Genomic DNA, 14,108 nt, shown 5'->3' with positions numbered 1-14,108 from the left:
ATTAAGCCGCCACGTCGCGCCTTGTGAACAGCAGCCAGGCCACGAGCTGGAACACGACATAGTAGGCAACGAGCACGCCTATCGAGAAGCCAAGCGTCATGCTTGGATGGAGTGGCTGGGAGCCGTCCAAATACTGCCTCAGGTCGATGTTGGAGAACAACAAATATTTGACCCAGCTATACTGGCGCAGCAATCCTGATAATGTATTGCCGACGAGCATAAAAAGCAGCGAGAATGCGATCGCCATCGACGAGCTCCGGAACGCGGAGGAGATCATGAACGCCATCGTAACGTACATGAGCAGGGAGACGATGTTATAGCCGTACTGCTGCAAGGAATTGACGATCATGGAGCCTTCGTGAACGAGCCCGTTGTCCCCTATCGTCAAGTGAGGCAAGGAAATGCCGCTGAAACCTTCGAGGATCGCACCGAACAGGAACGCCACCACGAACGACAATATCAATAGAAGCACCGCAAAGATCATCGTCGAGATGTATTTGGCGAGCATAATCTTCGTTCGCGAAGATGGGCCGACGAGCAGCAGCTTGATCGTGCCCCACGAGAATTCGGCGGCGATCATGTCGGCGGCGATAATGACCGTCAAGATCGTCACAAGAATAATCAGAGATGCGGACTCGTTGACGTAGGTCCATAAGGAAAGATCGAATGGGTTGATATCATGATCGAGATAATACTGGTTAAGCTCGATCTGTTCGGTCAGCCAAGTCTGGTGCTTTCCTTCGGCGGGTGTCAGCCCTTTTAGGTCGTTCTGCATTTGCGTATTTTGCTGGGTTAACGTGTTTTTCCAGTTGCTCTGATTGTCATCGTGGGAATCCCATTTGATGAGCCAACTGAACAGTCCGAGCGCCAGGATCAGGATGCCGACCATAATCCATGTGCGCGGACGGCGGTAAATTTTCATATTCTCATTACGGACAAGCTGAACAAGACTAGACAACCATCTCACCTCCGGTAATTTCGAGGAATTGCTCTTCGAGCGATTTTTGCGCGGCGTGAATGCCGTAGACGTCCAGACCCGATTTGACGAGCATTCTCGCAATATCCGGAATGGCGGTTTTGTCCGCAAGAACCTCGAGCAGATTGCCTGAAGTGGACAGCAGCGACTCATCGAATGTTTCTGCGAGCAATTGACGGGCGGCTTGCAAGTCGCCCACTTCGATCACGATCTTCGTCTGCGCAGTGGTTTTATGTTCTTGCAGCGAACGGACGTCGACGAGTTTGCCGCTCTGGATGATGGCGACGCGGTCGCACATGAGCTCCATCTCCGACAACAAGTGGGAGGAAACGATGACCGAGATGCCTTCGTCTTTCGTCAGCTTGCGCAAATAATCCCGCAGCTCGCGAATGCCCGCGGGATCGAGGCCGTTGGTCGGTTCGTCCAAAATAAGCAATGACGGCCGGTGAAGAATCGCTTGGGCGACGCCGAGTCTCTGCCGCATGCCGAGGGAATAGCGCTTGACCTTCTCGTGAATCCGGTTCTGAAGACCGAGTAAACTCACGACTTCGTCGATGCGTGCTTTCGTGACACCGGAATGACGGCGAGCGAAATGCACGAGATTCTGGTAACCGGTAAGAAATTTGTACATTTCCGGATTCTCGACGATGGCGCCGACGTGGGTCATCGCCAGCTCGAAGTTCTCCCGGACGGAAACGCCTTTAATCGTTGCTTCGCCCTTCGTCATCGAGATGAGACCGACGATCATGCGGATGGTTGTCGTTTTGCCGGCGCCGTTCGGTCCAAGAAAACCGAATACTTCGCCTGCGGGAATGTCGAAAGAAAGGTTGTCTACGATATTGCGCTTGCCAATCGTCTTCGTGACGTTGCGAAGCTGCAAAACGGGTTGAGACATGGTGCGTATTACCTCCTGAACGGATCGAATAACTGAAGTATACAGGACGGGATGCTCGCAAAATCACGGCCGAAGGATGAGTATGACACCCGGACTTTGGTCTAGTGCGATTGGCTAAAGGTCGAGGCAGGGGGAGATACCGGATGTTGGGTAGGCAGGCAGGTATTCTATTTGCCAGTGCGAAATCTGTAACTTCTTCGTGCCGCCAATCGTATAATAGGGGTCCGGAAACTCGAATGAAAAATGTCTTACATCACAAATAGAGAGATACAGAGGAGAAGGAGAAGAAATTATGCGTAAATATCGTCGTTTCAAAATCGTTCTGATCGCGTCGGTTATGACACTTGTTGTAGCCGCAGGACTCATCTACGCGAATAGAGGCACATTGTCTGCATTGGGGTACGACCTGTTTCTGTCCGACAAAGTAGAGGCGAGCTTCCAAGGTTCATACAAGCCGCTAACCGATCGTCCGGTTGTCGAGAAGCCGAAGGTAAGCGAGCCGTTCAGCATGCTGATGCTCGGCGTGGACGCCCGCGCGAAGGAGCGCGGACGTTCGGATACGATCATCTATACGGTCATTCGCCCGGACAACGGCAAGGTGTTAATGATGTCGATTCCGCGGGATACGTACGCAGAGATTGTCGGCAAGGATAAGCAAGACAAAATTACGCATGCCTACGCGTTCGGCGGTGCGGAAATGGCGGTCAACAGCGTAGAGAAGCTGCTAGGCGCGAAGGTCGACCATTACGCCGCGATTAATTTCCAAGGTTTCGTGAAAGTTGTCGATACGCTCGGCGGCATCTCGCTTCCGATCGGCAAAGATATCGTCAATAAAGGCGCGGAACACGAGAAATTTACGGTGAAAGCGAACAAACCGAGCTATACGGGCGTCGAGGCGCTCAATTATGTCAGATACCGCGAGGACGCGGGCGGAGACATGGCGCGGACGGAACGCAACCGCGTGTTTATCGAGGCGCTTATGCATAAGGCATCTTCGCTGCAACAATGGAACAAAATTCCCGAAGTGCTCGACATCGTAGGCGACAATTTTATCACCGATCTGCCGCCGTCGTCGATGAACGAGCTGGCTAAGCAGTTTCTGCAGACGGGCCACGAAGTAAAGAGCTACACGCTGAAGGGCGACGGCAAACGGATGGGTAAAGAAAACTTGTGGTATTATGTCGCCGACGAGCAAGATTTGGAGGCGGTTCGCGCCACGGTCGCGCTGTGGATGAACCCGAATACGCCGGAGGACCAATTGGTCGTTCCGGGCGAGAAGGACGAGAACAAAGAGCAGTCGACGGGCACGAGCGGCGTAGTGTCGGACAGCAAGCAACCGGCGGCGTAATGATGCAGCGGCGGGCGGAGGCCGGTGAAATAAGCGGGAAAAACAGGCTTACAGGCCGCTGCCGTGGCAGATTCGGCGAAATAAGCGGGAAAAACCAGCTTACAGGCCCCCGCCGCGGCAGATTTGGCGAAATAAGCGGGAAAAACCAGCTTACAGGCCCCCGCCGCGGCGAATCCAGCGAAATAAGCCGGCCAAACCGGCTTACCTGCCGCCGCCGCTCCCTCCCAGCACGAAAAAGCTAACCATCCACCACCGCCCCGCATCAAACCGCCCAAGTCGCCCAGCCTTTTTCACAAAAGATTGCCTTAACTCATGATAGGAGCGACATGGAGAACGACTGCGCATAGTGCTATAATAAGGAAGCCGTGGCGGATGGTCTCGGATCTTTCGACAGGACATCATGACAAATTCTGCGAAGGAGGCACGCATGAATATCGCTTTCTTTTTATTACCGAAGCAAGAGGTTGTTACCGTTAGTAAAGGCGCAACGCTGCGCCAGACGTTGGAGAAAATGGAGAGACACCGATACACGGCCGTACCGGTTATCGGCGAATCCGGAGAGTACAAGGCGACGGTTACCGAAGGAGATTTACTCTGGTATTTGAAAAATCATTCAGATCGAGGCTTCGATCAACTGCACCGGGTATCCCTGGACGAAGTTCCGTTAAGAATGAATAACCTGGCCGTACGCATCGACGCCAACATGGAAGATTTGATCTCGCTGGCGAAGACGCAGAATTTCGTTCCGGTCGTGGACGACATGAATATTTTTATCGGCATCGTACGTCGCAGCGATATTATCGATTATTGCGAGAAACTGCTGCTCCCGATTCAATCGGGCGACAGGGCGGTCAAGCGGGAAGCGTAGGACGATACAGACGATACCGGACAATTTGGAGGACAGATGAGTCACAGCCGCAGCCAGAATAAACAAAGACGCCGCACTCTCCCATTAATTTTACTGCTCGCAGTGCTTGTCGTAGCGGGTGCGATATGGGCGGCAACGACGCTGAAAGGGGATCGGAACGAACCGGGACCGAATTCTGTCGCAAGCGCGGGAGAGCAGACGGGAACGGTGCTGCCGACGGACGGAAAGTCAGGTTCGCCGGCTTCTCCGGCCGCGTCGCCCGAATCGGCAGAGGCGCCTATCGACCAGCCGACGGCGTCGGATCTTAGCAAAACATACGATGTCGTCATTACGAACGGCAGGGTCATCAATCCCGAGACGAAGCTCGATCGGGAAGGGTTGAACGTGGCTATTCAAGGAGGCACGATCGCGCTCGTGACGGACAAGCCGCTCAAGGGCAAACGCACGATCGATGCCAAAGGGCTCGTAGTGGCACCGGGTTTTATCGACAATTTGAGCTATGACCCGAATCCGCTTGGCGTATGGAACAAAATCGCCGACGGCGTAACGTCGAACATTGCTATGCATGGGGGCACGTCGTCGCCGGAGAAATGGTATCCCTACTACGTGCGCAACCGGACGCCGGTTCATTTCGGCGCCTCGTTCTTCTACACGCAGGCGCGCAACCAGTTCAAGCTGAGTCGCTACGCCACGGCCAAGCCTGAACAAGTGCAGAAACTTGTTGATCAGGCGGAGAAAGCGCTGAATGACGGCGTACTCGGTCTTTCATTCAGCCTCGAATACGTGCCGGGCGTGAACGACAAAGAAATTTTGCCGATGATGAAGCTTGCTTACAAGTACAATGTGCCGGTCTATTTCCACGCCAGATATTCGGATATGGAAGAGCCGGGCACGAACATCGACGCGTTAAACGAATTGATTGGATATGCCCGGGCATCCGGCGCGTCCGTACATATCGATCACATCAACAGCACGGGCGGCACGTTCTCTATGAAGCAGTCGCTCAAGATGGTGGAAGACGCCAGAGCCGAAGGGCTTGACATTACCTCTTGCATTTACCCTTACGACTATTGGGGAACGTACTTGAATTCCGCGAGGTTCGACGAAGGTTGGCAATCGCGTTTCCGCATCACGTACAAGGACTTGCAGATTGCCGGAACGAAAGAGCGATTGACGGCGGAGACGTTCCGCAAGTATCAGAAGGAAGGCAAGCTGGCAGTCGCTTACGCGATTCCGAAGCAGGACGTCATCGATTCCCTGAAGGCGCCTTACGTGATGATCGGCAGCGATGCCATTCTGGAGCCTGGATATAACAACCACCCGAGAGCTTCGGGTACGTTCGCAAGAACGGTTGGGCTGTACGTGAGGGAGCAGCAAGTTATTTCTTTGTCGGACGCGATTGCGAAAATGTCTTTGATGCCCGCGCAGCGGCTCGAGAAACAGGCTCCGGCGCTGAAAAAGAAAGGCCGCATCGCCAAAGGGATGGACGCGGATATCGTCGTATTCGACTACAAGACGATCAGCGACAAGTCGACAGTCGAGAAGCCGGAGCTATTGTCTGCAGGCATCAAATACGTGCTCGTGAACGGCCAGACCGTACTCGACGACAAAGGGCTTCACAAAGACGTTCGCGTAGGGCAGCCGATCAAGAGCGAGTTTGTCCGCGTCAAGGAAAGCGCGGCATCGCTGAAGTGGGACGGCGTCGCGACGGCGGTTCTCCAATACCGCGGCGGCAATTACGTTGATCTGGATTCGCTCAAGTCGCACGGGTATATGGTCTCTTGGGACAAGCGGAAACATGCGGCGACTGCCGTTCGCGTAGATGGCGCGACACCGGTGGAAGTGCCGAAGCCGAAGCTTGGCGAACTGATTCTCGAGCGGGGTTACAAGCTCACTTGGGAAGACGGTCGGACGACAGAGATGCTGGCCGTCGGCGAGCATAATTACGTCCCTGTAGCCGCGCTTACTGCGCAAGGGTGGAAGCTCGGCAAAGATGGTAACCAATTGACGCTAACGCCATAACACCAACGTCGAAGTCGTCGGCATTGGCTTCAATCAGAGGGCATTTCTCCGCACGGCGGAGAGATGCCCTTTTGGCATGCCGCGACATCCAGATCTCGGCTTCAGGGCGTGTCTGAATACTCGCTCAGGGTATCTTTCATCGCCTTTCGCCCCCTGCTTCGTCACTTTTGCTCGACGTACCCCCCGGTACGCCTTCACAAAAGTTCCTTGCATGGAACGAAAATTCGGCCAAATCTGCTACCTCGGAGTATTCAGACACGCCCTAGCCGCTCACTTCCGTGTCGGATATTATGTTATAATGAAGTTTGCAACTTTCGGGCTGCTACGGACAAGCTGACGGGTCTGAGCAAGAGAAAGCCAACCGGGAGAGCGGTAGCTGAATCTTTGTCGAGCTGCCGAGAACGAATTCGCAAGAGGTGAATGGATTGAACGTATCGTGGAGATCGCTAGCGTGGAGCGCTGCCGCTTGGCTGCTCCTGGTGGCGCTGGCGACGCCTTTGAACTTCGTAACGATTTTATTGACGATGACGCCTTTCGTCGTCCTGTACCGCATGTTAAGCGTCAAATCCTTCGCCGCGCACGTGGTCGCGATCGGGGCGGCGGCTTTCCTGGCATCGGGCGGCATCGGGCCGATCGTCGTGACTCTCGGGTTTTTCTTCCTTGTCCCTTCGATTGCGATGGGGCATATCTATAAGAAAGGCAGTCCGGCGAAAACAGCCGTCCTCGTCGGTTTCGTCATCGTGCTGGCCCAGCTTCTGCTGGAGCTCGCCTTGTTCTCCGTCATGTTCGACATCGATCTGAAAACCGAGCTCGCGTCTCTTCTGACGGACAATCTGAAGGAACTGGAGCGCGCTGGCGGAACCGAACTGTTCAAGATTGGCGGAGCCGAGAGCATCGGACGGGACATGAGCGAACAGGTGATGAACTTGCTGCCGATGCTTCTGCTCTTCAGCTCGGTCATGTTCACGATTGTCACGCATGCGCTATCTCGCCAAGCGCTTAAAGCGTCAGGTTTCGAGACATCGGCGCTGCCGAAAGTAAAGACATGGAAAGTGCCGAGAAGTTTTGTGCTCTACTATGTGATCGCCCTCATCGCCGTCTACTCGATATCGAACGATGCCGTCGGATACTGGGCGATCGTGGCGAGAAATCTGGAGCCCATTCTCGGATTCGTGTTCACGTTGATTGCGTTCGGATTTTTCTTTTTCCTGGCGGATGCGAAGAAATGGTCCAAGATCGTGGCGTTGTTGCTATGCGTCCCAGTGCTGTTTTTCCCGCAAGCCTATCTATTGATCGGGCTGCTCGATACGGCTTTCCCACTGCGCAAAGCGTTTAACAAACAATAAGGCCCGGTCCGCCGGCCGCGGAAACGCGGCTTGCACACCACCATAAGACGGGAGCGAATCGCGGATATGCCCAAGTTTCTCGTGCAGCGTTGGCACGGTATGCATATCGTCTGGGCACTGGTGCTCATCTTCATATTGACCGTAGCGCTGGCTTCATACCAGTGGCTTCTCGGTTTGTTAGGTTTGATGCTTGGAGGCGTCGTGGCCGCTTACGGCATACTTGCGGAGAAGGCTTTCCGCAAAGATCTGAACGAATACGTGCTGACGCTGACGCACCGGATCAAGAACGTCGGAAACGAAGTGATCGGCCAGCTTCCTTTCGGCATTATTCTTTTTAACGAAGACAAGGAAATACAGTGGCATAATGCTTTCGTTGCTATCGTTATCGGCAAACAATCGATCGTTGGCGATCTTCTCGGTACTCATTTTCCGGCGCTGTCGCATACGTTCAAAGACAGGGAGACGTCGGAGGTGACCATCGGCGGACGTGTCTACGAACTGCTGCTTCGGCCGAACGAGCGGTTTCTGTACGTGAAAGATGTGACCGACCGCTGGACTTTGAAGAAGAAGTATGACGAAGAGAAACTCGCGCTCGGCATCGTCATGATGGACAATCTCGAAGAAGTCGCTCAAGGGATGGATGAACAGCAGCGGGCTTTGATGCTATCCAAGGTGACTGGCGAGATTAACGAATGGGCGCAAAAATACGGATTGTTCTTGCGGCGTCTCAGTTCCGATCGTTACATGATCATTACGAACCAGGCGGCGCTCAAGAATCTGGAGCAATCCCGGTTCGAACTGCTCGACGATGTGCGCGAAATCACGATTGAGCAGAAGCTCCCAATGACGCTCAGTATCGGCTTTGCGTCAGGCGCAGATAACGTTATCGAATTGGGCCATCTCGTCCAAGGCAGCTTGGATATCGCACTTGGGCGCGGCGGCGACCAGGCGGTCGTGAAAATCGGTCAGCGGCAAAGCTTCTACGGCGGCAAGAGCAACGCGGTCGAGAAGCGGACGCGAGTTCGCGCGAGGGTGATCGCCCATGCGCTCCGCGATCTGATCAAGGAAAGCGACAACATCATCATTATGGGTCACAAAATGCCGGATATGGATGCGATCGGCGCTTCGATCGGCGTTCTGAAGGCGGCGCAATTGTACGGCAAAGACGCGCACATCGTACTTGAAGGCGTGAACCCCGCTATCCAGCGGATGATGGATATGATCAAGGAAGACGAGAAGCTGGCGAAAAAGTTCATTTCTCCAGAGCACGCGCTTGGCATGATGACGAAGCGTTCGCTCGCGATCGTTGTCGATACGCACCGTGCCACGATGGTCGCGGAACCTCGCTTGCTACAGGCAACGGAGAGAATCGTCATCGTGGATCACCATCGCCGCAGCGAAGAGTTTATAGACGATGCGGTGCTCGTGTACATGGAGCCGTATGCTTCGTCCACTTGCGAACTGGTTACAGAGTTGCTGCAATACATTCATGAACGCGTCGTGTTAGACGTCCGCGAAGCAACCGCGTTGCTCGCGGGAATTACCGTGGACACGAAAAGTTTCGCGTTCCGAACCGGATCTCGTACGTTCGAGGCAGCGTCGTTCCTCCGGCGCAACGGCGCCGATTCAGTCCTCATACAGCGGATGCTGAAAGAGGATCTGGAGGAATACATCCGCAAGGCGGAAATCATCCGCAACGCGGAGACGTACCGCGACTGCATCGCCATCGCGGTGGCGGATGCCGGCAAACAAGTGCCGCAATTGCTTATCGCTCAATCGGCCGACACGTTGCTGAACATGACGGGGATCAAAGCTTCGTTCGTCATTGGCATGCGCCCGGACGGCAGCGTTGGCGTAAGCGCCCGTTCGCTCGGTCACATCAACGTTCAGGTTGTCATGGAGCGACTCGGCGGTGGCGGACACTTCACGAACGCGGCTGCCCAGCTTCAAGGCACTGTAGGAGAAGTTGCGCTTAAGCTCAAGCAAGTATTGAACGAAATCGATAAAGAAGAGGGGTTATTCGAATGAAAGTAATCTTCTTGCAGGATGTTAAAGGCCAAGGAAAAAAAGGCGAGATCAAGGAAGTATCAGAAGGATACGCGCGCAATTTCCTGCTGCCTAAAGGGGTCGTGCAGATTGCGACCGAAGGCGCGAAGAAGACGTTGACGCAACAAGTGGCTTCGGCTCAGAAGAAGAAGGATCAGGAGAAAGAGGACGCGAAAGCGCTGGCGGCGAAGCTGTCCGAGATGACGGTCACGATCAAAGCGAAAGCGGGAGAAGGCGGCCGTCTGTTCGGCGCCATCACGAGCAAACAAATCGCGGAAGGTCTGGAAGCGTCCCACAAAATTGCGATCGACAAGCGCAAAATCGAGCTGGACGATCCGATTCGCACGCTTGGCGTGACGAAAGTAACCGTTAAATTGTACCCCGATGTGAAGGGCACGCTAAACGTGAAAATCGTGGAGGAATGAACCGATGAGCGCAACCGGGGATCAGCAAATGTTCTACGACCGCATTCCACCGCAAAACCTGGAAGCGGAACAGGCCGTCCTCGGCGCCATCTTGCTAGAGGTCGAGGCTTTGATCGCGGCCATGGAGCGTCTTAAAGCGGAGGACTTCTACAGCGTCTCCCACCAACGCATTTTCGAAGGCATGATTGTCCTTAATGAAGAGAATAAGCCGATCGACCTGATTACGTTGACCGCTCATCTTCAAGATCTCGGCCAGATGGAAGAAGTCGGCGGCATTATGTATCTAACGAAGCTCGCCAACGCGGTTCCTACGGCGGCGAACGTGGAATACTATGCCCAGATCGTCGAAGAGAAGTCGATTCTCAGACGTCTGATCCGCACGGCGACGCAGATCGTCTCCAATGGCTATGCATCCGAGGAAGACGTCGGTGCGCTGCTCAACGACGCTGAAGTGCGCATTATGGAAATTTCCAGCCGCCGCGCGGCGACGGGTTTCATTAGTATTCGCGACGTTCTGATGGAAGTGTTCGAGCGCGTCGAGTTTCTGTACAACCAGAAGGGCGGCGTCACGGGCATCCCTTCCGGGTTCGTTGATTTGGACAAAATGACGGCCGGTTTCCAGCGGAACGACTTGATCATCGTGGCTGCCCGCCCTTCCGTAGGGAAAACGGCGTTCGCGTTGAACGTAGCACAGAACGTCGCCGTGCGCGCATCCGAGACGGTCGCTATTTTCAGTCTCGAGATGTCGGCCGCTCAGCTCGTTCAGCGGATTGTGTGCGCAGAATCGAACGTTGACGCACAGCGAATGAGGACAGGCCATCTCGAGGGTGACGATTGGGAGAAGCTGTCGATGGCGATCGGCGCGCTGTCTGAAGCACAGATCTTTATCGACGATACGCCGGGCATCACTGTATCCGATATTCGGGCAAAGTGCCGTAGGCTGAAGAAGGAAAAAGGGCTAGGAATGATTCTGATCGACTATCTTCAGCTCATTCAGGGCCGGGGCAAGGCGGGCGAGAACCGCCAGCAGGAAGTATCGGAAATTTCCCGTACGCTGAAGATGATCGCGCGGGAGCTGGAAGTGCCGGTTATCGCGCTGTCCCAGTTGTCTCGGGGCGTCGAGCAGCGGCAAGACAAGCGTCCGATGATGTCTGACCTTCGGGAATCCGGCTCGATCGAGCAGGATGCCGACATCGTCGCGTTCCTGTACCGGGACGATTATTATGATAAGGAATCGGAGAAGAAGAATATCATCGAGATCATTATCGCTAAGCAGCGGAATGGCCCGGTCGGCACGGTGGAGCTTGTCTTCCTGAAAAACTACAATAAGTTCGTCAGCTTAGACCGTTCGCATAGCGAAGCCTATGCAGGCAGCGCATAAAGCGGGCAATTGTGGTTAAATTCCGAACGTTCATATAGGCACTTGCTCAATTGTTCGTTTTTCCGTTGACTTCCCCGGACGCAGTTGCTAAACTTATCATGCTGCCTGATCGCCCTTTGCGATACTCGGGCGGCATTATCATGCCGGCGTGAGGACCACTCCGGGTGGAGGGATTGCAGTGTCAACAGTCGTAGTTGTAGGTACGCAATGGGGAGACGAAGGCAAAGGGAAGATTACCGACTACTTGGCGGAGAAAGCCGACGTCGTCGCCCGTTACCAAGGCGGCAACAATGCCGGTCACACGATCCTCATCGAGAACAAAAAATACAAGCTGACGATGGTTCCTTCCGGTATTTTTAATCACGACAAAATTTGCGTCATCGGCAACGGAATGGTCATTAATCCGGCAGCTTTGGTGGAAGAAATCCAATATATTCGCGATAACGGTTTTTCGACGGACAACTTGAAGATCAGCGACCGGGCTCACGTCATCATGCCTTATCATCTCGTGCTCGACGCGCTTGAAGAGGACCGCAAAGCCGATAACAAGATCGGAACGACGCGCAAAGGCATCGGCCCGTGTTACATGGACAAAGCTGCCCGCAGCGGTATTCGTATCGCCGACTTGATGGTTGCCGAAGCTTTCGAAGAGAAAGCGCGTGCGATCATCGCGGACAAAAACCAAGTCATCGTCCAAATGTACGGTGGCGAACCGTTAGAAGCGGACGCCATTATCAAGGAATACTTAGCGCTGGCCGAATTGCTGCGCCCGTATGTGACGGACACGTCCGTCATCTTGAACGATGCGATCGACGAAGGCAAGAAAGTGCTGTTCGAAGGCGCGCAAGGCGTCATGCTCGATATCGACCAAGGTACTTATCCGTACGTAACGAGCTCAAACCCGTCCGCAGGCGGCGTCTGCATCGGCTCCGGCGTCGGCCCTTCGAAGATCAAACAAGTCATCGGTGTCGCTAAAGCGTATACGACACGCGTCGGTGACGGTCCGTTCCCGACGGAGCTGAATAACGAGCTTGGCCAATGGATTCGCGACAAAGGTCACGAATACGGCACCGTTACCGGTCGTCCGCGCCGCGTAGGCTGGTTCGACACGGTTGTCGTGCGCCATGCCCGCCGCGTAAGCGGCATTACGGGATTGTCACTGAACTCGCTCGACGTGCTGACAGGACTCGAGACGGTTAAAATTTGTACGGCGTATAAGCTGAACGGCGAGATCGTCTCGCACTATCCGGCGAACTTGAAGCTGCTCGAAGATTGCGAAGCGGTGTACGAGGAGCTGCCGGGCTGGAGCGAAGATATTTCCGGCGCGAAGACGATCAGCGATCTGCCGGAGACGACGCAATACTTCGTGAAGCGGATTACCGAACTGACGGGCATCCCGATCGCGATCTTCTCGGTCGGCCGCAATCGCGAACAGACGAACCAAGTCGCACCGATCTACGAAGCATAGAAGTTAAAGGAAAGCCGCTCGGCAGGAAATCTGCCGGGCGGCTTTTTCTTAAAGAATCAGCAAGCGTATAAGGTTGAAGCCAGCAACAACGACTTACCAAATCCAGCCTAGTCCGCTTCGTGTTTCTGCGCCGTTGCTTCTTCTTTCAACTGCATCATTTGACTCTCGGATAAGCCGGTTACGCGACCAATCAGCTCAAGCTCCAATCCTTCCTCCAGCATTCGCAACGCCGTTTTTCGAATGCCTTGTTCAATGCCCTGCTCAATGCCCTGCTCAATGCCCTGCTCAATGCCTTGCTCAATGCCTTGCTCGACCCCTTCTTTAATCCCCGCTGTCCGCGCGTCCTCCAGCAGACTGGCGCGGTCATGCAACGCTTTTTCCCGCATCGCGTACCGCCGTCTTGTTTCCATATCGCTGGCCAGATAAGTCAAGCGCTCTTCAGCTTCCTTAATCACTTCATCCACCTTCATCAACTCCTCCATTTGTTCTGCAGTTGTGCTTTGTTCCAAAAACCGTAGCCAGCGATGCAGCGGGTCTTGGATGTTAAAAAGCATCTTGCGAAACTTGGGGCATATTCACGCCGATCGAACGCATCAATTGCTCATAAGGCTGACCATTCCGCAACGAATCGGTTAACAGCTTGCCCACATAAAACAAACTGCGCAAATTCATATGCTCGAACCGGCGAACCTGCATTTCTATGTTTACTTGTTCTTGCCCATTCACTTCGCACAAAATATCCAGCGTCGCTTCCTTGTCTTCGATCATTTCGCGCGCCAGATGCGTATCCTCCACAATCGATACATCTGTAATCGCTTGCCCCCCTGTGCGACGGAGAATGGCATTCAACAACGAGATTAAAAGCCGCTTGCCTTCTTCCTCGCCAAACAGCCGCTTAAAGAGAAAATCATTTTTTGGATTCAATCGTTGTACCGTTTGTTGTTCTTGTGCCGACCCGTGCGCTAATGGCTTCATTTTTCTCCCCCTATTGTAACATATGCAATTGTGCCCACAACGGCGGAAGGATGCAAAAAAGCACGCGCGCCCGGATTCCCCGATGATCAGGAAATACGAGCGGCGCGTGCTTCGCGACCGCCAATCTGGTTATAACTCCAACTGATTTCCAGTGTAACGGAAGATGGTTTTCGTGTAAAGCTCGAAGCGCGAGGAGTTACTGCTTCAGACAGACGAATGCCACGTTTCACCGAACTAAAGGCTTGACCGTTCCCCGTCCTAAGTCGAGGTGCAAGAACGTACCCGAGGCTATGTTGGCATTGCGGGGAATAACTTACAATCATCTCCAGAGGCTTCGTTTCGAATCGACCATCATGAG

Annotated in this window: 12 protein-coding genes; 8 read left to right on the top strand and 4 right to left on the bottom strand. The window is 54.1% G+C overall.

Annotated elements, in window-relative coordinates:
* Position 1: 1 nt before the first annotated feature.
* Together ACFPOF_RS28515 and ACFPOF_RS28510 are read right to left on the bottom strand one after the other, a co-directional pair.
* The gene (locus ACFPOF_RS28515; RefSeq protein ID WP_378138784.1) at positions 2-958 is read right to left on the bottom strand and encodes an ABC transporter permease; all 957 of its coding nucleotides are present in this window, start codon (positions 956-958) and stop codon (positions 2-4) included.
* Positions 951-1,871, bottom strand: a complete 921-nt coding sequence (locus tag ACFPOF_RS28510) for an ABC transporter ATP-binding protein (protein ID WP_378138783.1) — start codon at positions 1,869-1,871, stop codon at positions 951-953. The genes ACFPOF_RS28515 and ACFPOF_RS28510 overlap by 8 nt, the downstream gene beginning before the upstream one ends.
* A gap of 292 nt (positions 1,872-2,163) precedes the next feature.
* On the opposite strand from ACFPOF_RS28510, the gene ACFPOF_RS28505 reads away from it, so the two are divergent.
* From ACFPOF_RS28505 to ACFPOF_RS28470, 8 genes are all read left to right on the top strand, one after another.
* The gene (locus ACFPOF_RS28505; protein WP_378138782.1) at positions 2,164-3,219 is read left to right on the top strand and encodes an LCP family protein; all 1,056 of its coding nucleotides are present in this window, start codon (positions 2,164-2,166) and stop codon (positions 3,217-3,219) included.
* A 427-nt stretch (positions 3,220-3,646) separates the two neighbouring features.
* Positions 3,647-4,087, top strand: a complete 441-nt coding sequence (locus ACFPOF_RS28500) for a CBS domain-containing protein (protein ID WP_378138781.1) — start codon at positions 3,647-3,649, stop codon at positions 4,085-4,087.
* A 36-nt stretch (positions 4,088-4,123) separates the two neighbouring features.
* Positions 4,124-6,109, top strand: a complete 1,986-nt coding sequence (locus ACFPOF_RS28495; RefSeq protein WP_378138780.1) for an amidohydrolase family protein — start codon at positions 4,124-4,126, stop codon at positions 6,107-6,109.
* 425 nt (positions 6,110-6,534) lie between these two features.
* Positions 6,535-7,455: a DUF2232 domain-containing protein gene (locus ACFPOF_RS28490; protein WP_378138779.1), complete on the top strand. Its 921-nt coding sequence runs from the start codon at positions 6,535-6,537 to the stop codon at positions 7,453-7,455.
* Between the two features lie 66 nt (positions 7,456-7,521).
* Positions 7,522-9,483, top strand: a complete 1,962-nt coding sequence (locus tag ACFPOF_RS28485; protein ID WP_378138778.1) for a DHH family phosphoesterase — start codon at positions 7,522-7,524, stop codon at positions 9,481-9,483.
* A complete protein-coding gene (gene rplI / locus ACFPOF_RS28480) occupies positions 9,480-9,926 on the top strand; it encodes a 50S ribosomal protein L9 (RefSeq protein WP_378138777.1) in 447 nt (148 codons plus the stop codon). Before ACFPOF_RS28485 ends, rplI begins: the two co-directional genes overlap by 4 nt.
* Before the next feature lie 4 nt (positions 9,927-9,930).
* A complete protein-coding gene (dnaB, locus tag ACFPOF_RS28475) occupies positions 9,931-11,307 on the top strand; it encodes a replicative DNA helicase (RefSeq protein ID WP_378138776.1) in 1,377 nt (458 codons plus the stop codon).
* A gap of 178 nt (positions 11,308-11,485) precedes the next feature.
* Positions 11,486-12,775 (top strand): adenylosuccinate synthase, encoded by a 1,290-nt coding sequence (locus ACFPOF_RS28470; RefSeq protein WP_378138775.1) that lies wholly within the window; start codon positions 11,486-11,488, stop codon positions 12,773-12,775.
* Between the two features lie 107 nt (positions 12,776-12,882).
* Here the strand turns inward: ACFPOF_RS28470 and ACFPOF_RS28465 are convergent, their stop codons facing one another.
* Entirely contained in the window at positions 12,883-13,329 is a 447-nt protein-coding gene (locus ACFPOF_RS28465; RefSeq protein ID WP_378138774.1) for a PD-(D/E)XK nuclease family transposase, read from the bottom strand.
* Positions 13,319-13,750, bottom strand: coding sequence for an Rpn family recombination-promoting nuclease/putative transposase (locus tag ACFPOF_RS28460; protein ID WP_378138773.1), 432 nt, complete (start codon positions 13,748-13,750; stop codon positions 13,319-13,321). Before ACFPOF_RS28460 ends, ACFPOF_RS28465 begins: the two co-directional genes overlap by 11 nt.
* Positions 13,751-14,108: the final 358 nt, after the last annotated feature.

This window comes from Cohnella soli, from assembly GCF_042655525.1.
GTDB classification, from domain to species: Bacteria; Bacillota; Bacilli; order Paenibacillales; family Paenibacillaceae; genus Cohnella; species Cohnella soli.
The sequence above is the reverse complement of the archived record's forward strand: the minus strand, read 5'-3'. Positions and strand labels throughout refer to the sequence as shown.